The following is a 20,485-nucleotide window of genomic DNA, read 5'->3' as shown; positions in this document are numbered from 1 at the left end:
CGCCGCCCTCCTCCGCCTTGCAGCTGCACGCACCAAACCCCGCTCGGGTCGGCCAAGAGGCACCGAGCCTCGCAGCCAACCTGATCCGAAAGACAGACCCTAGCGGGAGTTCACCGAGGCGGTCAGGAGTTCAGCTCCGCCAGCACCCGCAGCGTGTGCGGGTCGGGGGCGAGGGCCAGAAGGTCCGTCACCGGGCCCTTGCGCCACAACTCCAGGCGTTCCGCGATGCGTTCGCGCGGACCGACCAGGGAGATCTCGTCGGCGAAGGCGTCCGGCACGGCCCGTACCGCCTCCTCGCGGCGGCCGGACAGGAACAGCTCCTGGATCCGGCGGGCCTCCTCCTCGTACCCCATGCGCGCCATCAGGTCGGCGTGGAAGTTGCGGGCCGCGTGGCCCATCCCGCCGATGTAGAAGCCGAGCATCATCTTGACCGGGAGGAGGCCCTCGGCGACGTCGTCGCAGACCTTCACCTGGGTCATGGGCGCGACGAGGAAGCCGTCGGGGAAGTCGGTCGTCCCGTACACCTCGGGCCGGCTCGGCGACCAGTACAACGGCAGCCAGCCGTCCGCGATCCGGGTCGTCTGCGCCACGTTCTTCGGGCCCTCGGCGCCGAGCAGGATCGGCAGGTCGGGGCGGAGCGGGTGGGTGATCGGCTTCAGCGGCTTGCCGAGCCCGGTGCCGTCCGCGCCGCGGTAGGGGTGGGAGTGGAACCGGCCGGCGAGCTCCACCGGGGCCTCCCGGCGCAGCACTTGGCGTACGACCTCCACGTACTCCCTGGTCGCGGTGAGCGGTGACTTGGGGAACGGGCGCCCGTACCAGCCCTCCACCACCTGCGGCCCCGACAGGCCGAGCCCGAGCATGACCCGCCCGCCCGAGAGGTGGTCGAGGGTGAGCGCGTGCATCGCCGTGGTGGTGGGGGAGCGGGCCGCCATCTGGGCAATGGCCGTACCCAGCTTGATCCTTGAGGTCTGCGCGGCGATCCAGGTGAGGGGCGTGAAGACGTCGGAGCCCCACGACTCGGCGGTCCACACGGAGTCGTAGCCGAGCCGCTCCGCCTCCTGGGCGAGCGGTACGTGGTCGGCGGAGGGGCCGCGCCCCCAGTAGCCGAGTGCCAGACCGAGCCGCATGCCTGCCTCCTGACGATCCGTCAGATACCGGGTGACCGCTGGCGACTGTACGACAACGGCCCCCCGCCGGGAAGGGCGAGGGGCCGTCGGGAGACTCGGCGGTGGGACTCGGCCGCGTCGGGAAACTCTGTGCTGGGACTCAGCCGCGCTGGATCCCGCTCGTGTCCTGCAGCACGCCACGACGGCCGTCCTGCGTCTGCGCCACCAGGCTCGGACCGCGCTGCTCGACGGCCAGGTACCAGGTGCCGGGCGCCAGTTCGGCGATCGGCGACGGCGAACCGTCCTCCGCGAACAGCGGGCGCGCCACCGGCACGGCGAACCAGAACGGCGCGAACTCCCCGGCCGGCTGCGGCGGCTGGGCGGCGGGCGCCGGCTGACCACCGTAGGGCTGACCCGGCTGCGGCTGACCGCCGTAGGGCTGGGGCTGCTGCGGCTGCTGCGCGCCGGGGTAGCCATAGCCACCGGGCGGCGGCTGAGCGCCGTAGGGCTGGGGCGCGTTGGGGTTGGGCGCCGGGAGCAGGGCCGCCTGGAGCGGGGGCAGGAGGGGGGTGGCGATGGCGCCGCCGGCCAGGATCAGGGCGGCGAGGAAGCCGATGATGAGGCCGACGCCGGCGCTGGCGCCGTCCGGGACACCCACCAGCGTCCAGAACATGGCCCACGCGGCGAGGACAGTGAACGCCACGCCGACCGTGCCGAGGTCCAGGCCGAGGATCTTGCGCGGTTGCGGGAGCGCACGGTTGACGACGATCAGGGCGGCGCCGATGACTCCGCCCACGTAGACGCCGAGGCCGGTGCCGAGGTAGTCCCAGGCGTTCTGGTCGAGGTTGAAATTCTCGACGGAGTAGATCTTGAGGAACGACGCGATGAACAGCAATACCGCTGCCCCGATCACCACGCCGTCGCCCCGAGTGAGGGAGCGGATATTCACTTCAGGTCCTTCGTAGGTCGTCATCGTCGTCGGTAGACCCTATCGCCCACCCGACCTGGGTGTCCGCTGGGATCCGCCCGCCGATCAGGAACCGCGCAGGAAACTCACGATTCCCTCAGAGATTCCCTGCGCGGCCTTCTGTCGCCAGGCGCCACTGGTGAGCAGTGCCGCGTCCTTGCTATCGCGCATGTTCCCGCATTCGATGAACACCTTGGGAACCGTTGACAGATTGAGACCCCCGAGGTCCGTGCGGGTGACCAGTCCGGTGCCGTCACCGATGTAGTTGGAGGGGGCGCTGCCGGTCGCGCGCAGGAAATTGCCCGCCACGCGCTCGCCGAGATCGGCCGAAGGGGCCACGATCTTGCGGGTGTCGGCGGCGCCGGCGTGCACGGAGCCCGGCAGGATCACGTGGAAGCCGCGGTTGCCGACGGCGGCGCCGTCCGCGTGGATGGAGATCGCCGCGTCGGCGTGCGCCTTGTTCCCGATCTCGGCCCGCTCGTCCACGCACGGCCCCCACGGCCGGTCCCCGTCCTGCGTGAACTTCACCGTGGCGCCCTGCTTCTCCAGCAGCGTGGCCAGTCGCCGCGAGACGTCCAGCGTGAACTGGGCTTCCGGATAACCGGAGTTGGTGGACGTCCCCGTGGTGTCGCATTCCTTGGAGTTGGTGCCGATGTTCACCTTGCGGTTGATCTCGGCCGTGTGCCGGAAGTTGGTCGGGTTGTGCCCCGGGTCGATGACGACGACCTTGCCCCTGAGGGGCGTGGATCCGGCGGGCGCGGAGGTGCCGGGCGTCGCACTCGACCCCGGCTGCTTGTCGTCGCCCGCGGAGGGGCCGGTGGGGGAGGGCGCGGAGGCGGAGCCGGAGGCAGGGCTGCTGAAGGCCGACGCCGTGCCGGCCGTCGCCACCCCTGCCCGGTCCGACCCGCCACCGTCGCCGGAACCCCCCACCGCCTCGTACACGAGCCACCCGAGCAGCGCCCCCGGCACGAGCGCGGCGACCGCGACGGTCAGGGGACGGCGACGGGAACGGCGGGGCTGAGGGGGATCGAAGTCCGGGCCTACGTACGACACGTCAGCCACCCTAGCTTCCGTCGCGCCCCTGTCCCCGCAGCCCCGCCTCCGTCCGCCGCAGCACCCGCAGGGAGCCGGTCGGCGGGAGTTCGGTGAAGGCGCCGGACTCCAGGGCGCGGAGGTAGACGCGGTACGGGGCCTGGCCGGTGAACTCGTCCTTCGGGTCCGGGAAGACGTCGTGGATGAGGAGGAGGCCGCCCTCGGCGACGTGCGGGGCCCAGCCCTCGTAGTCGGCGGTGGCGTGCTCGTCGGTGTGGCCGCCGTCGATGAAGACGAGGGCGAGGGGGGAGGTCCAGAACTTCGCGATCTGCGGGGAGCGGCCGACCAGCGCGACCACATGGTCCTCCAGACCCGCCCGGTACAGGGTCCTGCGGAAGGTCGGCAGCGTGTCCATCAGGCCGAGTTCGGAGTCGACCGTCTCCGGGTCGTGGTACTCCCAGCCCGGCTGCTGCTCCTCGCTGCCCCGGTGGTGGTCGACGGTGAGCGCCGTGACGCCCGCCTCGCGGGCCGCGTCGGCGAGCAGGACGGTGGAACGGCCGCAGTACGTGCCGACTTCGAGGAGCGGCAGCCCGAGCGCGCCCGCCTCGACGGCGGCCTCGTACAGGGCGAGGCCCTCGTCCACGGGCATGAAGCCCTTCGCCGCCTCGAACGCGGCCAGGATCTCGGGCTTGGGGGCCGCGGGCATGGGGGTCCTCTCGGTCGTACGCGGGTCCGGGCGGCCCATGCTGCCGCACCCCCTGCCGGTGTGGCGACAGGGGGTGCGGACAGACGTACCGCTGGATCTCCGTGGCCGGCGTCCCGGGGCGTGGGACGACGGCCGCACGGTCATCGGTGGGTCAGTTGGCGGACACCGTCTCCGACGGCAGGGACAGGTCCAGGTCCACCGGACGCTCCTCGCCCCCGTGCGTCGCCGACGAGGCCAGCGGGCCGTGGCCCGTCGCCCGCGCGGCGAGGACGTACGCGCCCCCGGACGGTACGGCGAGCACGTAGCCGCCGTCCTCGTCGGAGACCGTGGCGCCGGCCTGCCGTCCCCGTCGGTCGATCAGCGTGACCTTGGCGCGGGCGACCGGGGAGCCGCCGGCGTCCAGGACCCGGCCGCGGAAGCCGCGCAGGATCTGCTCGGCGCGCTCCAGGTTGGTCTCCTCGTCGCTGCTGAAGTTCAGCTGCGGGGCCCGGTTGGGCCTGGGCAGGAACAGGGCCATCAGCAGGCCGACCGCCACCGCGCCGGTCGCGATCAGGAAGGAGACGCGGAAGCCGTGCATGGTCGGGACCGCGACGCCGTTGACGTTGTTCGCGGTGTTGGCCAGCACCATGCCGATGACGGCGCTCGACACCGACGTACCGATCGACCGCATCAGGGTGTTGAGGCCGTTGGCCGCGCCCGTCTCCGAGGCCGGGACCGCGCCGACGATCAGCGCGGGGAGGGAGGAGTAGGCGAGGCCGATGCCGGCGCCGAGGACGACCGCGATGACCAGGCTCTGCCAGGCGGCGCTCATCAGGCCGATGCCGGCGCCGTAGCCGATGCCGATGATGATCATGCCGAGGATGAGGGTGACCTTCGGGCCGTACTTCGCCGACAGGCGGGCGTAGACCGGGGCCGTGAACATCATCGTCAGGCCGAGCGGCGCGACCAGCAGACCCGCGGAGACCATCGACTGGCCGAGGCCGTAGCCGGTGGCCTTCGGCAGCTGGAGCAGCTGGGGCAGGACGAGCGAGACGACGTAGAAGCTGACGCCGACCATGATCGACGCGAGGTTGGTGAAGAGGACGGCCGGGCGGGCCGTGGTGCGCAGGTCGACCAGCGGGGCCTTCACCTTCAGCTCCATCACGCCCCACAGGAGCAGGACGGCGGCGGACGCGGCGAACAGGCCGAGCGTGGTGGTGGACGTCCAGCCCCAGTCGCTGCCCTTGGTGATCGGCAGCAGGAAGAGGACCAGGCCGGCGGAGAGGCCGATCGCGCCCAGGACGTCGAAGGTGCCTTCGGCGCGCGCCGGGGACTCCGGTACGACGAGGAGGGTGAGGCCGATGGCGAGCACGCCGAGGCCGGCGGCGCCGTAGAAGAGGGCGTGCCAGTCCATGTGCTGTGCGACCAGGGCCGCCGCGGGCAGCGCGAGGCCGCCGCCGACGCCGATCGAGGAGCTCATCAGGGCCATCGCCGAGCCGAGCTTCTCGCGGGGCAGCATGTCGCGCATCAGGCCGATGCCGAGGGGTATGGCGCCCATGGCGAAGCCCTGGAGCGTACGGCCCGCGATCATCGTGAGCAGGTCGCTGGTGAGGGCGCTGACCAGCGCGCCGCCCACCATGACGGCGAGGCTGAGGATCAGCATCCGCCGCTTGCCGTACAGGTCGCCGAGCCGGCCCATGATCGGGGTGGCGACGGCGCCCGAGAGCAGCGTCGAGGTCAGGACCCAGGTCGCGTTGCTGGGCGCGGTGTCCAGCAGCTGCGGCAGGTCCTTGATGACCGGGACGAGCAGGGTCTGCATCACCGCGACAACGATGCCCGCGAAGGCGAGCACCGGGACCACGGCCCCGCTGGCTGCCCGGGCGGGCTGTTCGTTGATCGTGTGGGTCATGAGGTGAGGCCTCCAGAAGAGATAAGTGCTGGGTAAACCTCGTATGCATGGGCAACTATTCCGTTGCTTCGCGCCTCTAATCAATTCTTGACCATGTCATGGGGGTCTGAGTCGGCGTCAGGTTCCGGCGGGTTCCGGCGGACGGGCGTGCCAGGGGCTGGTGAATGAATGGAACGTGTTCTAGTCTCCGCGCCATGAAGGCTTACCTGGCCGGGGTCGGCATGACGAGGTTCGAGAAGCCGGAGACCCGGGACTGGCAGTACTGGGACATGGCACGGGAGGCGGGGAGTGCGGCGCTCGCGGACGCCGGGGTCGCGTACACGGAGGTGGAACAGGTTCCTGTCGGGTACTGCTTCCAGCCCTCCACCGCCGGCCAGCGCGCCGCGTATGAGCTGGGTCTCACCGGCGTCCCCGTCTACAACGTCAACAACAACTGCGCCACCGGCTCCACCGCCCTGATGCTGGCCCGGCAGCTCGTCGAGGGCGGGGCGGCCGACTGCGTCCTGGCGCTGGGCTTCGAGAAGATGAAGCGGGGCGCGCTGGGGAGCGGGGCGGACGGAGGCGACTTCGCCACCTCTCCCGTCGCCCGGCACTACGGGATCATGGCCGCCCGGCACGGCTTCGAGATGACCCCGCCCACCGCCCAGATCTTCGGCGACGCGGCCCGCGAGCACATGGAGCGGTACGGCACCACCGAGGCGCAGCTCGCCGCCGTCGCCGCCAAGAACCACCGGCACTCGGCGCACAACCCGAACGCGCAGTTCCGGGACGTGTACGAGGTCGACGACATCCTCGCCGCGCGCACGGTCCACCGGCCGCTCACCAAGCTCCAGTGCTCGCCGACCTCCGACGGCGCGGCGGCGGCCGTGGTCGTCTCGGAACGGTTCGCCGAGCGGCGCGGACTCACCGGCCTCGTCGAGATCGTCGCCCAGGCGATGACGACGGACACCGAGGAGTCCTTCGCGTCGGGTTCCTGCATCGACGTCGTCGGACAGCCGATGTCCCGCGAGGCGGCCCGGCAGGTGTACGAGCGGTCCGGACTCGGGATCGAGGACGTGGACGTCGTAGAACTGCACGACTGCTTCTCGGTCAACGAGCTGCTGACGTACGAGGCCCTCGGGATGTGCGCGGCGGGGGAGTCCGGGAAGCTCGTCGAGTCGGGGGCGACGACGTACGGCGGGCGGTGGGTGGTCAATCCGTCCGGCGGGCTGATCTCCAAGGGGCATCCGCTGGGCGCGACCGGACTGGCCCAAGTGGCCGAACTGGCATGGCAGTTGAGGGGGACGGCGGGGGAGCGGCAGGTGCCCGGGGCGCGGGTCGGACTCGCGCACAACATCGGGCTGGGCGGGGCGGCCGTGGTGACGCTCCTGCGCGCGGGGTCCTAGGACCCGGGGTCCAGGCCGGGTGCGGCGAAATCCCGATGCAAGGGGCGCAGGCGGGTTGAGAGTATGACACCCATGCTCGAAGCCCCTGATGCAACCCGAATAACCCGCCGCACCGCGCCGCCGACCTGGCTGGTGGTGGCGCTCGCCTGTGCGGGGCAGTTCCTGGTCGTGCTGGACGTGTCGGTCGTGAACGTGGCGCTGCCGTCGATGCGGACCGACCTCGGGCTGAGCGCGCAGGGGCTGCAGTGGGTGGTCAACGCGTACGCGATCGCCTTCGCCGGGTTCATGCTGCTGGGCGGCCGGGCCGGGGATCTGTACGGCCGCAAGCGGATGTTCCTGGTGGGGCTCGCCCTGTTCACGCTGGCCTCGCTGGGCGGCGGGCTCGCCCAGGAGGGGCCGGAGCTGCTGGTCGCGCGGGCCGTGCAGGGACTCGGCGCGGCCGTCCTCGCGCCCTCGACGCTGACCATCCTCACCGCCGCCGTCCCCGAGGGCGCCGCACGCGCGCGTGCCATCGCCACCTGGACCGCGGTCGGCGCGGGCGGCGGGGCCGCGGGCGGGCTCGTCGGCGGGGCGCTGGTGGACGGGCTGTCGTGGCGGTGGGTGCTGCTGATCAACGTGCCGATCGGAGCGGTCGTGCTGGCCGGCGCGTACCGGTGGCTCGCGGAGAGCCGCAACGGCGACGGACGGCGCCTCGACCTGCCGGGAGCGATCCTGGTCACGGCCGGACTCGCCACCCTCGCCTACGGCATCTCGCAGACCGAACGGGAAGGCTGGACGGCGGCGGCCACCCTGATACCCCTGCTCGCCGGCATCGCGCTGGTCGCGCTCTTCCTGCTGGTCGAGGCGCGTACGGCGGCCCCGCTGATGCCGCTCGGGCTGTTCCGCGCGCGGGCGGTGTCGTCGGCGAACGCGGCGATGTTCCTGACCGGCTCCGCGATGTTCTGCATGTGGTTCTTCATGACCCTGTACGCCCAGAACGTGCTCGGCTACTCCCCGCTGGAGGCCGGTCTCGCCCTGGTGCCCAGCTCGCTCGCGGTGCTCGTCGGCTCCAAGTCCGCGCCCCGCTTCCTGCCCCGGCTCGGCGCGCGCAACGTGGCCGCGCTCGGCGCCCTGATCGCGGCGAGCGGCTTCGCCTGGCAGTCCGCGATGACCGCGCGGGGCGACTACCTCACCGAGATCATGTTCCCGGGGATCCTGATGATGCTGGGCGCGGGCCTGACCGCGACCCCGCTCGCCGCGCTCGCCACGTCGGGGGCGGCGCCCGGCGAAGCGGGCCTGGTCTCCGGGCTGATCAACACCTCGCGCACGATGGGCGGCTCGCTCGGCCTCGCGGTCATGTCGACGATCGCGGCGGCCCGGACGGGGGACAGCCTGACGCCGGACGCGCTGACGGAGGGGTACGCGCTGGTGTTCCGCACGGGGGCGGGAGTGCTGCTCGCGGGGTCGGTGCTGATGCTGGTCTGGCTGCCGAGGAAGGTGCGGCCGAGAAAAATGTCGACGAGTTCGGCCGGGTGAGGCAACGATCCGGGTGGTCCATGGACTCCTTTGAACATCTAGGAGGTGCCCATGGGGGAACGCAAGCAGGCTCGGGACGAGGAGTTCCAGGGCTTTGTCGTCGGCCGCTGGCCGCGGTTGTTGCGGACGGCATTTCTCCTCACGGGGGAGCAGCACGCCGCGGAGGATCTCGTCCAGTCGACGCTCGAACAGGTCTACGTGGCCTGGCGCAGAGTCGGCTCGGCCGATGACCCGGAGGCGTACGTACGGCGCGTGATGGTCAACGCGCACGCGCGCAGGCACCGAAAGCGACTCAAGGAGTTCCTGGCGCCCAGGGACGACTCCGGCCTGGCCCGCGAGGTGGCCGACACCGGCGACCGCATCGCCCAGGCCGAGGACCGGGGCGCTCTGCTGACGGCGCTGGCGAAGCTGCCGCCCAGGCAGCGGACGGCGGTGGTCCTGCGCTACTGGGAGGACCTCACCGAGACCCAGACGGCACAGGCGATGGGGTGCTCGGTCGGCACGGTGAAGAGCAACGCGGCCAGGGGGATCGCGAAACTCCGGGCCATACCGGGACTGGCGGACATGGTGACGAGCGGGGAAGGGCGGCGGCAGTGACGAGCGCGGACCGGGAGCAGCACACCATGACGGAGCGGGACATCGCCCTTCTGCTGGCCGACGCGGCGGACGGGGTCGAGGTCGGTATAGCCCCCACCCAGGCGGTCATCAGGGGCGGGCGCCGACGCCGGGCCCGGCGCTGGGCGGTGGCCACGGCGGCGGCACTGGCGATCGTCGGCTCCACGGGGACGCTGGCGCTGGCGGGGCTGCCGGGGGGAGGGGACGGGCGCGCGGTGCGCCCGGCGGCCTCGCCGACGCCGGCCGCGTTCCAGGACGCGCCGCACCGCACCACGCTGGCGACCGGGACCGACCAGGGCACGAAGTGGAAGGTGTTCATCGACGTCTGGGGCGCGCCGCGCGACGAGGCGGAGGCGCAGGCCCAGTTGACGGCGATGGCCGAGTACGAGGAGTCGGCACCGGACGTCCGCAAGGCATCCGATCTGGTCGGCAAGGTGGCGTACTTCGTGTACCGCGGCTACGGGGACACGACCTCGCCGGTGCTGGAGAACACGGTCGAGGCGTCGGACGCCATGGCGGACACGGACCTCACCTCGGGTGCGCTGCCGCTGGTGCCCGGTGCCGACAACCCTGTGCGGCTGGGCATCGGTTCGGTGGGCAAGACCGCCGAGCAGGTCCTGTGCCACATCAAGGACGGCGACGGCATTTACCTCACCAAGACACCCGCCGACAACACGACGGACAACGTCGAGCCGGCGATCCGCCCGGCCGAGGGCTCCCCGTACAACTGGTTCGTGTGCGTGGCGCCGAAGGGCACGGAGTTCGAGTCGGCGGAGGTGACGGCGCTGAGCTGACGGCCCGCGTCACAACCACCCCTGCTGCCGGGCCTCCCGCATCGCCTCCATCCGGTTGCGGGTGCCGGTCTTGCCGATCGCGGAGGAGAGGTAGTTGCGGACCGTCGACTCGGACAGATGCAGCTTCCCGGCGATGTCCGCGACGGTCGCGCCGTCCACCGAGGCCTTCAGCACGTCGCACTCGCGCGCGGTGAGCGGATTGGGCCCGGCGCTCAGCGCGGCGGCGGCGAGCGCGGGGTCGATCACGGTCTCGCCGGTCAGCACCCGGCGGATCGCGGCGGCGAGCTCCTCCACGGGACCGTCCTTGACGAGGAAACCGGCGGCTCCGGCCTCCATGGCCCGCCGCAGATAGCCGGGGCGGCCGAAGGTGGTCAGGATCAGGACACGGCAGTCGGGGACCTGGTCGCGCAGTTCGGCGGCGGCGTCGAGGCCGCTCATGCCCGGGAGTTCGATGTCGAGCAGGGCGACGTCGGGGCGGTGGATCAGCGCGGTGTCCACGATCACGTCACCGGCGCCGACCTGCGCGACGACCTCGATGTCCGGCTCGAGACCGAGCAGCAGGGCGAGTGCGCCGCGCATCATGCCCTGGTCCTCGGCGAGCAGCACTCGGATGGATTTGGCGGGCCGGTGGTTCCTGGGCATCTCATCCACGAGGAAAGAGTAGGTCCCCGAAGGTCACCGGCCGCTCCGGAACGCCTTCGGCAGCGCTGCCTCCTCGACGGACACGGTGCTATGTCCTCGACCGGCCACGTCGGCCGGTCACAGTGCCCTGGGCGCCGTAGTCACCACCGAGGAGGTGAAGTCGGCCGGTTCGACGGGGAGTTCGGCGGTGACGGTGAAGCCGCCGTGCGGTGACGGGCCGGCGGTCAGGGAGCCGCCCGCCGCCCTGAGGCGCTCAGTGAGGCCCTTGAGGCCGGTGCCGCCGATGCCTTCGATGCCTCCGATGCCTTCGGCGGGGCCGGTCGTGGGGGAGTCGATGCTCTTGTCGCCGGCGTCTGTACCGGTGGCTGTGTCGGTGCCGATGCCGTTGTCCGTCACCGTGAGTTTGGCGCGGTCCAGGACGCCGCCGATGGTGATCTCGCAGCGGGTCGCGCCGCTGTGCCGCAGGACGTTGGTGACCGCCTCCCGCACCACCCAGCCGAGCAGCACCTCGGTCTGCGGGGTGAGCGGGGCGCCGGAGCGGGTCACGACCGGTTCGATCGCCGCCGCCGACAGCGCCGAGCGGGCCCGGTCCAGCTCGGTGGCCAGGCTGCCCTCGCGGTAGCCGGTCACCGCCTCCCGGATCTCGGTCAGCGCCTGGCGGCCGACGGACTCGATGTCGGTGATCTGGGCGAGGGCCGCGTCCATGTCCCGCGCGGCCAGGCGCCGGGCCGCCTCCGACTTCACGACGATCACCGACATGGTGTGCCCGAGCAGGTCGTGCAGGTCGCGGGAGAAGCGCAGACGCTCCTCCTCGACCGCGCGCCGGGCCAACTCCTCGCGGGCGGCGCGCAGTTCGCGTACCGCCTCGGAGAGGGAGAGGATCGCGGCCGTGACCATGGTGGACAGGAAGGTGCCGTAGGCGATGTTGATGGCGTCCCAGCCGGCCCGGAACACCGAGACCGTGGCCGCCAGCGCGGTCAGCCCGAGGCCGACCTGGCCGAGCCGCGGGCCCCGCAGCGCCGCGCCGGCGGCGAGGCCGAGCAGTGGGAAGAAATACAGCCAGCTGCCGCCGTACCCGATGGCGAGACCGCAGGTCACCAGCGCCATCACGGCGAGCGCCACCCGGGTCGAGACCGCCTCGCGCGCCTCCTTCACGAACGAACGGAAGGTCACGTAGATGTACAGGGAGTTGAAGGTGAGCAGGCCCAGGGCGCCCACCCAGGGGTTCGGGGTCTCGCCCTGGAACAGGTTGGAGAACGCGCCCATCCCCATCAGCAGCCACGGCAGCAGGGAGAAGCCGGTCGGCGGCGGGCCCGGGTGCTCGGGCATCTCCTTCCCGCTGCGGCGGGCCTCCTTCTGCGCGGCCTTGAAGGCCTCCATGTCCGCCTTCCACTGGGCCCGCGCCGTCCGCCACCGGCCCAGCTGGCAGGACACGTCTCGCATCCAGGTCATCTCTCAGCTCCCCGTTCAGACGGTCCGGCCGGACCGGCGGTACGACAGCACAGCGTACGAACCGAAGGCCAGCAGCCAGAGGGTCAGGACAAGGATGGCTCCGATCGCCGGGGCGTGTCCCTCCGCGACGCCCGTCCCCAGCTGGGCGAAGCGGTACGTGGGGGTGTACGCCGACAGGGTGCGCAGCCAGTCGGGGAAGAGGGTGACCGGGAACCACAGACCGCCCAGGACGGCCAGGCCCAGGTTGCAGGCCATGTTGGTCACGCCGGTGGTCTGGCCGGTCAGCCGGTAGCCGTTGCCCAGGCCCAGCAGCGTGAAGGGCACCGAGCCCAGCCACAGCAGCAGGGCGACGGCCGCCCACTGCCAGGCGGCCAGCCGGACGCCGTTGACCAGACCGCCCGCCGCGAGCACCACGACGATCGCGGGCAGCACGGTCACCGAACCGGTCAGGGTGCGGCCCACCACGACCTGGCGCGGGGTCATCGGGGTCACCCGCAGCTGCCGCAGCCAGCCGATCGCCCGGTCCTCGGCGACCCCGCCACCGGTGTTCAGGGCGCAGCCGACGGCGCCGTACCCCGCCATGCCGATCATCGAGCCGGTCTTCCAGCCACCGTCGTCTCCGCCGAGGTTGGTGAAGAGCAGGTACATCAGCACCGGCATCGCGATGCCGCCGATCACGAAGCCCGCGTCACGCAGGGTCCGGCGCACTTCGAGCCGCAGGTAGTCCAGCATCACGCCACCTCCACCGAGGTCGAGGTGGAGCCGGAGAGCGAGGTGGAAGTGGCGGGGGCGAAGGTGGTGGAGTCCGACGTCAGCGCCAGGAACGCGTCGTCCAAGGAGGCCGGGGCGACCTCCAGGCCGCGGATCGCGCCGAGGCCGGCGAGTGCGATCACCGTCGCGTCCGGGTCGTCGGTGCGCAGCCGCGCCCGGTCGCCGCGCACCTCCAGGGACCGCACCCCGGGCAGCCGGTCGAGGCCCGCGGTGTCGCGCCCGGCGAGGTCGAAGGCGACCAGGCCGCCGCCCACCGAGCGCTTGAGCTGCTCGCCGGTGCCGTCGGCGACGATCCGGCCGCGGTCGATGACGAGGATGCGGTCGGCGTACGCGTCCGCCTCCTCCAGGTGGTGCGTGGAGAACAGGACCGTGTGGCCGCGGCGCGCGAACACCCGCATCGACGCCCAGAAGGCCTGCCGCGCCTCCACGTCCAGGGCGGCGGTCGGCTCGTCAAGCACGATCAGCGAGGGGTTGCCGGCCAGCGCCACGGCGAACCGGACCCGCTGGGTCTGGCCGCCGGAGAGCCGGTCCACGCGCCGCCCGGCCAGTTCGGCGATGCCGGCCAGCCGTAGGGCCTCGGAGACGGGGAGCGGGGCCGGGTAGCGCCCGGCGACGAAGGCGACCAGTTCGCGGACCGTGACCCGGGGCACCGCCCGTGCCTCCTGGAGCATGGCGCCGACCCGTCCGGCCCGCACCGACAGCTCCGGGGGAGCGCCGAAGAGCCGGACGGTGCCCTCGTCGGGCTCGTTCAGGCCGAGCAGCAGCGAGATCGTCGTCGACTTGCCGGCGCCGTTGCGGCCCAGCAGGGCCACGGTCTCGCCGGGGGCGATGTCGAGGTCGATGCCGTCCACGGCACGGACGGCGCCGAAGGATTTGACGGCGGCGGTGAACCGTACGGCCGTCTCCGTTGGTGTGCCTGGTGTCTGTGTACCCGTCCCCTGAGTCATGGCTATGACGCTACGAACTCGGCCCCACCTCGCGGCAGATGCGCTTGTACGGACTCCGGCAGGACAAATGTCATGGCCCGGAACGGGAGGGGGGCCGGGAGCCGGTCGGGGTGCGTCCGGTCACCTGACACAGTGTCAGGAGCCTTCACAAGTGCGGTGCGCTGGGCTATACAAGGGGCGCCGGACTGGAACGCGTTCTAGATCGGCCCGTGACGACCTCGGTGCGGCCGACGGTGCGGACGGCCGTACCGGGGTCTCTCCGATTACTCAGGGAGCCGCATTGCCCATCGACGCCGCCAAGGCCCTGGCCGCCGAACCCCGGACCGGCGAGATCACCTGGACCTCGAAGGACGTCCAGCTGTACCACCTCGGCATCGGGGCCGGCCGCCCCGCCACCGATCCCGACGAACTGCGCTACACCCTGGAGTCCCGGCTGCACGTCCTGCCGAGCTTCGCCACCGTCGCCGGATCCGGCGCGCCCGGCGTGATCAGCGGACTGTCCCTGCCCGGTATCGACGTCGAACTGGCCAAGGTGCTGCACGGCGGCCAGACGCTGGAGCTGCACCGCCCGATCCCGGCGACGGGCAGCGCGACCACCACCAACCGGATCGCCGCCGTGTACGACAAGGGCAAGGCGGCCGTCCTGCTGATGCGCTCCGAAGTCGCCGACGCCGAGGGCCCGTTGTGGACCAACGACTCGCAGATCTTCGTACGGGGAGAAGGGGGATGGGGTGGCGATCGTGGTCCTTCCGCTCGTCTCGACCCGCCCTCCGGCGAACCCGACCGGACCGTCGAGCGCGGCATCCGTGAGGACCAGGCGCTGCTCTACCGGCTCTCCGGCGACTGGAACCCGCTGCACGCGGACCCCGAGTTCGCGAAGGTGGCCGGGTTCGAGAAGCCGATCCTGCACGGGCTGTGCACGTACGGCATGACGCTGAAGGCGGTCGTCGACACGCTGCTCGACGGTGATGTCGGCCGGGTCCGCGCGTACAGCACCCGGTTCGCGGGGGTCGTGTATCCCGGCGAGACCCTGCGCATCCGGATGTGGCGGCTGGACGGCTCGGTCCGGGTGGCCGTGAGCGCCGTGGAGCGGGACGACGCGCCCGTCCTCGCCGACACCATCGTCCAACACTCCTGAATCCACGCCGACTTGACCGGGGATCACCTGAGGGGAGCCGCACCATGCGCGCAGCCGTACTGCAAGAGATCGGCCAGGACAAACTGGAGGTCCTCGACGACGTCGAGACGGTGGGCTTCGGGCCCGGCAAGGTGCGGATCCGGGTGCGGGCCACGGGCCTGTGCCACTCCGACCTGTCCGCGATGAGCGGGGTGCTGCCGCAGCCGGCGCCGTTCGTGCCCGGGCACGAGGGCGCGGGCGAGATCCTCGAAGTCGGGGAAGGCGTCAGCAACTTGAAGGCCGGCGACCGGGTCGTCGTGTGCTGGCTGCCGGCCTGCGGCGAGTGTGCCGCCTGCAAGCGCGGCCAGACCGAACTGTGTCTGGCCGGGTTCATGAACGCCGGCACGCCCAACTTCCGGCGCCCCACCGGTGACCTCTTCGGCTTCGCGGGCACCGGCACCTTCGCCGAGGAGGTCGTCGTCGACGCGGGCTGCGCGGTCCCGATCCCCGACGACGTGCCCTTCGACATCGCCGCGCTGATCGGCTGCGGGGTGACCACGGGACTCGGCGCCGCCCTCAACACCGCTGATGTGGAGGCCGGTTCGTCGGTCGCCGTCATCGGCTGCGGGGGCGTCGGGATCTCCGCGATCCAGGGCGCACGGCTCAAGGGCGCCGCCGAGATAGTCGCCGTCGACCCGGTCGCCTCCCGGCGCGACTCTGCGCTCAAGTTCGGTGCCACCAGGGCCGTTTCGCCCGAGGAACTGGCCGACGCCAAGCAACAGGTCACCGCGGGCGAGGGGTTCGACTACGTCTTCGAGGTCGTCGGCCGTTCCAGCACCGCCCGCACCGCCTACGACAACACCCGGCGCGGCGGCAGCCTGATCATCGTCGGCGCGGGCGCCATGGACGACTTCCTCCAACTCAACATGTTCGAGCTGTTCTTCGACGAGAAGCGGATCCTGCCGTCGATGTACGGTGGCGGCGACGTCCTGCGCTCCTACGAGCGGACCATCGCCCTGTGGCGGGCCGGCCGCATCGACCTGGAGGGCCTGATTACCCACCGGGTCCCGCTGGCCGACATCAACGAGGCCCTGGACCAGATGCGTACCGGGACGGCCCTGCGTACGTGCATCGAGATCTGACGGGAGTTCCTGTGTCGTCGCTGCCACTTGAGGGGCTCTCCGCCGTCGTCACCGGCGCCGGCCGGGGCCTCGGCCGGGCCGAGGCGCTGGAGCTCGCCCGGCTCGGCGCGGCCGTCGTCGTCAACGACTTCGGCCAGCCGGGCCGGGACGGATCGGGGGACGCCTCCGCGGGCCCCGCCGAGGAGGTCGCCGCCGAGATCCGCGCGGCGGGCGGCACGGCGGTCGCCCACACCGGGGACGTCGCCGACTTCGCCCAGGCCCGCGCGCTCGTCGAGACGGCCGTGTCGGAGTTCGGCAAGCTGGACGTCCTGGTCAACAACGCGGGCATCCTGCGCGACCGGATGGTCTTCTCGATGACCGAGGGCGAGTGGGACGCGGTGATCCGGGTCCATCTCAAGGGGCACTTCAACACGACCCACTTCGCGTCCGCGCACTGGCGCGAGCGGTCCAAGGCGGCCGGCGCACCGGTGTACGGGCGGATCGTGAACACCTCCTCGGAGGCGTTCCTCGCGGGCTCGGCCGGACAGCCCAACTACGCGGCCGCGAAAGGCGGGATCGTCGGCCTCACCACCTCCACGGCCCTCGCGCTCGCCAAGTACGGCGTGACCGCCAACGCCATCTGCCCCCGCGCCCGCACCCGGATGACCGAGGACGTCTTCGCCGGCTTCGCCACCCCCGAGGAGGGCCTCGACCCGCTCGCGCCCGAGCATGTCGCCCCGCTCGTCGGCTACTTGGCCTCGCCCGCCGCGGCCCGTGTCAACGGACAGCTCCTGGTGGTGCACGGCGGCATGGTCGCGATCGTGGAACGCCCGCGCGTCCAGGCGAAGTTCGACAGCAAGAAGGACATCTTCAGCTTCGACGAACTCGACGCCCTGCTCACTCCGCACTACGCGGAGCGGCCGACGGGGGAGACGTTCGCGGCGGCGGAGGTGCTGGGGCTCAAGCGGGACTGACGCCCAGAAGTACAGAAGCAGAGGTACAGAAAAAGAAGTACAGAAAAAGAAGTACAGAAGGGGGTGGCCCCGTAACCCGGGCCACCCCCTTCATCTACGTGCCGTCAGGCCACCTACTCGCCCGACTCCGGCTTGCGGTGTCGGCCGCGAGGGGCCGTCTCGCCGTCCTGGGCCGAGACCGGCCCCCGGTGTCGGCCCTGCCCGTTGTCCTCGTGGGTATCGGCGGTCAGCGGCTGCATCGTGCTTGCGTCGCTCATCGGAAGGTTCACCCCGTCAACATGATCTTTCTAACAGCCCGGCGAGTTTATCCAGCACACCTGACCTCGGATCCACAAGGGCGCGCCAACCGGCACTAGTTCGTTACAAGACGCGCCAACGGCGCCTTCCCGAGCGGCACCGGACGCGGCGCCGCGGGCACGGCGGGCACCGGGGGATCCGGCTGCGACGACCCGTCCGCGGCCGGGGACGAACTCCCCGACGCCGCCGACACGGCCGTACCGCCCCGATCCGAACCCCCCGGGCCCGCGCCCCCCGCGTCCCCCGATCCCCCCGTCATCCCCGCGCCCCCCGTTTCCCCCGTCATCCCCGCATCCCCCGTCTCCCCCCGGTCCCCCGTCTCCCCCCAGGGCACCACCACCCGCGCCACCCCGCACGGCACCTCGGCCGTGGTGAAGGGCAGTTGGAGCACCCCGTCCCTGGTCCACAACCCGGTGCCCGCCAACCAGCCCTCGGGCGCCGGGAGATGGCACATCCGCCGCTCGGACGGCCGCCATGCGCCGACCCAACTGCCGACCGGCCCGTCCACGCGCAGCGCCACCCCGCAGCTCTCCGGCATCAGCACCAGCCCCGGCTGGATCGCGAACGGCGTCACCGCGCAGTCCGGCAGCCGCAGGCTCTCCGGGAAGCGCACCGGCAGCGTGCTGCCCAGCACCCCCCAGCCCAGCCGGTCCTCGCCCGGCGACGGCGCGTCCGAGCGGATCAGCAGCAGCCCGCTGTCCGGGTCGGCGAGCAGCAGCCGGTCGTCGCTGCCGGCCGCGATCTGGAGCAGCGGCGAGACCTCGCCGGCCCGCTCCAGGTCGACCACGATCGCCTTGGTGCAGCCGCCGACCTCCCGGTCCAGGGCCAGCATCCGGCCCGTCCGGTCCAGCCACACCCCGCCCGAGCAGCGCCCCGGGATCTCCGCCACGTGCTCGGGCCCGAAGGAGCCGCCCGCCACCAGCCACAGCGTGCTGGCGCGCCGGCCCACGGCGAGGGCGTACGCCTTCTCGCCGCACGGCGCGGGCGGCAGCAGCCGCAGCCGGGTGTCCTCGTCCGGGCACTCGACCCCGCCGATCAGCACCTCGCCGGTGCCGGGTCCGGTCGGGTACAGCAGCGTGAAGACGTGCCGCCCGTCCACCAGGCGCCGGATCAGGACCCGCCCGTCGCCCATCGGCTGCACCTCGGTGCCGGGTTCCTCCGGCTGGTTGCCGGGCAGCGGGACGGCGTACGGCTCGGGGCCGTCCAGGGTCCAGCGCTCCGGGAACCAGGAGCCGCCGTCGAGCGCGAGGCGGGCGGCGTAGGCACCGTCCGCGCTGATCGTGCACTCCACCTGCGGAGCCCCCTCCTCGGGTGTCGTCTCCTCAGGGGTCGTCCCGGGTTCGATCGCACAGGCCGTCATCGTCTGGTCACCTCCGGCCACGAAGCTAGTTTTCGTACGCACGGACGTGGGACCACCAGGCACCCTCTTCACACATAAGGGTGGCCCAGGAACGATTCGCCTGAGGAAACGGTGGCGGATGTGCTGAGCGGGGCCCAGGGGAGAGGCCGGGTGGCTTTGTCGGTTCAGCGCCACAGATCAGCCAGGTAGCCTTTCCCCGTGCCCCGTCTGTCTGAAGTCATCGCCGCGCTGGACGAACTGTGGCCCGCCGCGCGGGCCGAGTCCTGGGACGCGGTCGGCACGGTCGTGGGCGACCCCGAGCAGGAGGTCACCCGGGTCCTGTTCGCCGTGGACCCCGTCCAGGAGATCGTCGACGAGGCGGTGAAGCTGGGCGCCGACCTGCTGGTCACCCACCACCCGCTCTACCTCCGCGGTACGACGACGGTGGCGGCCACGCACTTCAAGGGCCGGGTCGTGCACACGCTGATCAAGAACGACATCGCGCTGCACGTCGCCCACACCAACGCCGACACCGCCGACCCGGGCGTCTCCGACGCACTCGCCGGCGCCCTGGACCTGAGGGTCGTACGACCCCTCGTACCGGACCCGACCGACCCGCAGGGCCGCCGCGGCCTGGGCCGGATCGCCGAACTGGACCCCCCGCTGCCACTGCGCGAGTTCGCGGCCCGCGCCGCCGAACGGCTGCCCGCCACCGCGCAGGGCATCAGGGTGGCAGGCGACCCCGAGGCGATGATCCGCACGGTCGCCGTCAGCGGCGGCTCCGGGGACAGCCTCTTCGACCAGGTCCGCGCGGCCGGCGTCGACGCCTTCCTCACCGCGGACCTGCGCCACCACCCGGCCTCCGAAGCGGTGGCCCACAGCCCCCTCGCGCTGCTCGACGCGGCGCACTGGGCCACCGAGTGGCCCTGGTGCGAGCTGGCCGCAGCCCAGCTCGACGAGATCTCCGACCGGCACGGCTGGGACCTGCGCGTCCATGTCTCGCCGACGGTCACCGACCCCTGGACCGCCCACGCGGCGTCCAACCCGACGCACACCCCTGGAGCCCCCAACTGAACGCCGCGCCCGCCGACCAGATCCGACTCCTCGAAGTCCAGGCCCTCGACGTCCGCCTCCAGCAGCTCGCGCACCGCCGCCGCTCGCTGCCCGAGCACGCCGAGATCGACGCGCTGACCAAGGACGCCACCCAGCTGCGCGACCTGCTGGTGGCCGCGCAGACCGAGGAGAGCGACACCACCCGCGAGCAGACCAAGGCCGAGCAGGACGTGGACCAGGTGCGCCAGCGCGCCGTCCGCGACCAGCAGCGCCTGGACTCCGGCGCCGTCACCTCGCCCAAGGACCTGGAGAACCTCCAGCGCGAGATCGTCTCCCTCGCCAAGCGCCAGGGTGACCTGGAGGACGTCGTCCTTGAGGTCATGGAGCGCATCGAGTCCGTGCAGGAGCGGATCGCCGAGCTCACCGAGCGGGTCTCCTCCGTCCAGTCGAAGATCGACGACGCGACCGCGCGCCGCGACGCCGCGGTGAAGGAGATCGACGGCGAGGTGGCCACGGTCACCAAGGAGCGCGAGGTCATCTCGGGCACGATCCCCGCAGACCTCCTCAAGCTCTACGACAAGCTCCGCGAGCAGCAGGGCGGCATCGGCGCGGCCAAGCTGTACCAGCGCAGCTGCCAGGGCTGCCGCCAGGAGCTGGCCATCACCGACATCAACGCGATCCGCGCCGCCGCCCCCGACACGGTCGTCCGCTGCGAGAACTGCCGCCGCATCCTGGTGCGTACGTCCGAGTCCGGTCTGTAAGGA

General features: G+C 72.0%; 20 protein-coding genes. 9 read left to right on the top strand and 11 right to left on the bottom strand.

The features are described from left to right. Nucleotides 1–122: 122 nt before the first annotated feature. The 5 genes from ACWD5F_RS11980 to ACWD5F_RS11960 form a co-directional block, all read right to left on the bottom strand. Nucleotides 123–1,127 (bottom strand): LLM class F420-dependent oxidoreductase, encoded by a 1,005-nt coding sequence (locus ACWD5F_RS11980; RefSeq protein WP_451253499.1) that lies wholly within the window; start codon nt 1,125–1,127, stop codon nt 123–125. Between the two features lie 139 nt (nt 1,128–1,266). Continuing rightward, nucleotides 1,267–2,055, bottom strand: coding sequence for a hypothetical protein (locus ACWD5F_RS11975; protein WP_451253497.1), 789 nt, complete (start codon nt 2,053–2,055; stop codon nt 1,267–1,269). Between the two features lie 84 nt (nt 2,056–2,139). Beyond that, a complete protein-coding gene (locus ACWD5F_RS11970) occupies nt 2,140–3,126 on the bottom strand; it encodes an N-acetylmuramoyl-L-alanine amidase (protein WP_451253495.1) in 987 nt (328 codons plus the stop codon). A 10-nt stretch (nt 3,127–3,136) separates the two neighbouring features. Further along, nucleotides 3,137–3,811: a class I SAM-dependent methyltransferase gene (locus ACWD5F_RS11965; protein ID WP_451253493.1), complete on the bottom strand. Its 675-nt coding sequence runs from the start codon at nt 3,809–3,811 to the stop codon at nt 3,137–3,139. Nucleotides 3,812–3,962: 151 nt separating this feature from the next. Further along, entirely contained in the window at nt 3,963–5,699 is a 1,737-nt protein-coding gene (locus ACWD5F_RS11960; RefSeq protein ID WP_451253491.1) for an MFS transporter, read from the bottom strand. Nucleotides 5,700–5,893: 194 nt separating this feature from the next. On the opposite strand from ACWD5F_RS11960, the gene ACWD5F_RS11955 reads away from it, so the two are divergent. The 4 genes from ACWD5F_RS11955 (at nt 5,894) to ACWD5F_RS11940 (ending at nt 10,008) form a co-directional block, all read left to right on the top strand. Beyond that, complete coding sequence (locus ACWD5F_RS11955) at nt 5,894–7,084, top strand: lipid-transfer protein (RefSeq protein WP_451253489.1); 1,191 nt, start codon at nt 5,894–5,896, stop codon at nt 7,082–7,084. 63 nt (nt 7,085–7,147) lie between these two features. Beyond that, the gene (locus tag ACWD5F_RS11950) at nt 7,148–8,599 is read left to right on the top strand and encodes an MFS transporter (protein WP_451253487.1); all 1,452 of its coding nucleotides are present in this window, start codon (nt 7,148–7,150) and stop codon (nt 8,597–8,599) included. Between the two features lie 51 nt (nt 8,600–8,650). Further along, nucleotides 8,651–9,196: a SigE family RNA polymerase sigma factor gene (locus ACWD5F_RS11945; protein WP_451253485.1), complete on the top strand. Its 546-nt coding sequence runs from the start codon at nt 8,651–8,653 to the stop codon at nt 9,194–9,196. After that, on the top strand, nt 9,193–10,008 hold the full coding sequence (locus ACWD5F_RS11940; RefSeq protein WP_451253483.1) for a hypothetical protein: 816 nt from the start codon (nt 9,193–9,195) through the stop codon (nt 10,006–10,008). The genes ACWD5F_RS11945 and ACWD5F_RS11940 overlap by 4 nt, the downstream gene beginning before the upstream one ends. Nucleotides 10,009–10,017: 9 nt before the next feature. Here the strand turns inward: ACWD5F_RS11940 and ACWD5F_RS11935 are convergent, their stop codons facing one another. The 4 genes from ACWD5F_RS11935 to ACWD5F_RS11920 form a co-directional block, all read right to left on the bottom strand. Then, nucleotides 10,018–10,650, bottom strand: coding sequence for a response regulator (locus ACWD5F_RS11935; RefSeq protein ID WP_401729231.1), 633 nt, complete (start codon nt 10,648–10,650; stop codon nt 10,018–10,020). A 117-nt stretch (nt 10,651–10,767) separates the two neighbouring features. After that, nucleotides 10,768–12,102, bottom strand: coding sequence for a sensor histidine kinase (locus tag ACWD5F_RS11930; RefSeq protein WP_451253482.1), 1,335 nt, complete (start codon nt 12,100–12,102; stop codon nt 10,768–10,770). A 15-nt stretch (nt 12,103–12,117) separates the two neighbouring features. Then, entirely contained in the window at nt 12,118–12,834 is a 717-nt protein-coding gene (locus ACWD5F_RS11925; protein ID WP_451253480.1) for an ABC transporter permease, read from the bottom strand. Then, the gene (locus ACWD5F_RS11920; protein ID WP_451253478.1) at nt 12,834–13,820 is read right to left on the bottom strand and encodes an ABC transporter ATP-binding protein; all 987 of its coding nucleotides are present in this window, start codon (nt 13,818–13,820) and stop codon (nt 12,834–12,836) included. The genes ACWD5F_RS11925 and ACWD5F_RS11920 overlap by 1 nt, the downstream gene beginning before the upstream one ends. Nucleotides 13,821–14,100: 280 nt before the next feature. Between ACWD5F_RS11920 and ACWD5F_RS11915 the strand changes: the two genes are divergently transcribed. From ACWD5F_RS11915 to ACWD5F_RS11905, 3 genes are read left to right on the top strand one after another with little or no spacing between them, the layout of a single operon-like run. Beyond that, nucleotides 14,101–14,958 (top strand): MaoC/PaaZ C-terminal domain-containing protein, encoded by an 858-nt coding sequence (locus ACWD5F_RS11915; protein WP_401729204.1) that lies wholly within the window; start codon nt 14,101–14,103, stop codon nt 14,956–14,958. Nucleotides 14,959–15,002: 44 nt separating this feature from the next. Next, on the top strand, nt 15,003–16,079 hold the full coding sequence (locus ACWD5F_RS11910) for a Zn-dependent alcohol dehydrogenase (protein WP_451253475.1): 1,077 nt from the start codon (nt 15,003–15,005) through the stop codon (nt 16,077–16,079). A gap of 11 nt (nt 16,080–16,090) precedes the next feature. Next, nucleotides 16,091–17,032, top strand: a complete 942-nt coding sequence (locus ACWD5F_RS11905) for a 3-oxoacyl-ACP reductase (protein ID WP_451253473.1) — start codon at nt 16,091–16,093, stop codon at nt 17,030–17,032. A gap of 113 nt (nt 17,033–17,145) precedes the next feature. Here the strand turns inward: ACWD5F_RS11905 and ACWD5F_RS11900 are convergent, their stop codons facing one another. Both ACWD5F_RS11900 and ACWD5F_RS11895 read right to left on the bottom strand, forming a co-directional pair. Next, complete coding sequence (locus tag ACWD5F_RS11900) at nt 17,146–17,289, bottom strand: hypothetical protein (protein WP_401729201.1); 144 nt, start codon at nt 17,287–17,289, stop codon at nt 17,146–17,148. Between the two features lie 95 nt (nt 17,290–17,384). Continuing rightward, nucleotides 17,385–18,689: a hypothetical protein gene (locus ACWD5F_RS11895; protein ID WP_451253471.1), complete on the bottom strand. Its 1,305-nt coding sequence runs from the start codon at nt 18,687–18,689 to the stop codon at nt 17,385–17,387. A gap of 198 nt (nt 18,690–18,887) precedes the next feature. On the opposite strand from ACWD5F_RS11895, the gene ACWD5F_RS11890 reads away from it, so the two are divergent. Further along, a complete protein-coding gene (locus ACWD5F_RS11890; protein ID WP_451253469.1) occupies nt 18,888–19,742 on the top strand; it encodes a Nif3-like dinuclear metal center hexameric protein in 855 nt (284 codons plus the stop codon). Next, nucleotides 19,739–20,482, top strand: coding sequence for a zinc ribbon domain-containing protein (locus ACWD5F_RS11885; RefSeq protein ID WP_401729228.1), 744 nt, complete (start codon nt 19,739–19,741; stop codon nt 20,480–20,482). The genes ACWD5F_RS11890 and ACWD5F_RS11885 overlap by 4 nt, the downstream gene beginning before the upstream one ends. Nucleotides 20,483–20,485: the final 3 nt, after the last annotated feature.

This window comes from Streptomyces sp. NPDC002499, assembly GCF_053595415.1.
The sequence above is the reverse complement of the archived record's forward strand: the minus strand, read 5'-3'. Positions and strand labels throughout refer to the sequence as shown.

Coding starts and splice junctions, on each gene's coding strand:
- ACWD5F_RS11895 (WP_451253471.1), bottom strand. CDS start 18,689: ATGACGGCCTGTGCGATCGAACCCGGGACGACCCCTGAGGAGACGACA.
- ACWD5F_RS11965 (WP_451253493.1), bottom strand. CDS start 3,811: ATGCCCGCGGCCCCCAAGCCCGAGATCCTGGCCGCGTTCGAGGCGGCG.
- ACWD5F_RS11920 (WP_451253478.1), bottom strand. CDS start 13,820: ATGACTCAGGGGACGGGTACACAGACACCAGGCACACCAACGGAGACG.
- ACWD5F_RS11950 (WP_451253487.1), top strand. CDS start 7,148: ATGACACCCATGCTCGAAGCCCCTGATGCAACCCGAATAACCCGCCGC.
- ACWD5F_RS11935 (WP_401729231.1), bottom strand. CDS start 10,650: ATGCCCAGGAACCACCGGCCCGCCAAATCCATCCGAGTGCTGCTCGCC.
- ACWD5F_RS11910 (WP_451253475.1), top strand. CDS start 15,003: ATGCGCGCAGCCGTACTGCAAGAGATCGGCCAGGACAAACTGGAGGTC.
- ACWD5F_RS11925 (WP_451253480.1), bottom strand. CDS start 12,834: ATGCTGGACTACCTGCGGCTCGAAGTGCGCCGGACCCTGCGTGACGCG.
- ACWD5F_RS11980 (WP_451253499.1), bottom strand. CDS start 1,127: ATGCGGCTCGGTCTGGCACTCGGCTACTGGGGGCGCGGCCCCTCCGCC.
- ACWD5F_RS11955 (WP_451253489.1), top strand. CDS start 5,894: ATGAAGGCTTACCTGGCCGGGGTCGGCATGACGAGGTTCGAGAAGCCG.
- ACWD5F_RS11960 (WP_451253491.1), bottom strand. CDS start 5,699: ATGACCCACACGATCAACGAACAGCCCGCCCGGGCAGCCAGCGGGGCC.
- ACWD5F_RS11945 (WP_451253485.1), top strand. CDS start 8,651: ATGGGGGAACGCAAGCAGGCTCGGGACGAGGAGTTCCAGGGCTTTGTC.
- ACWD5F_RS11900 (WP_401729201.1), bottom strand. CDS start 17,289: ATGAGCGACGCAAGCACGATGCAGCCGCTGACCGCCGATACCCACGAG.
- ACWD5F_RS11930 (WP_451253482.1), bottom strand. CDS start 12,102: ATGACCTGGATGCGAGACGTGTCCTGCCAGCTGGGCCGGTGGCGGACG.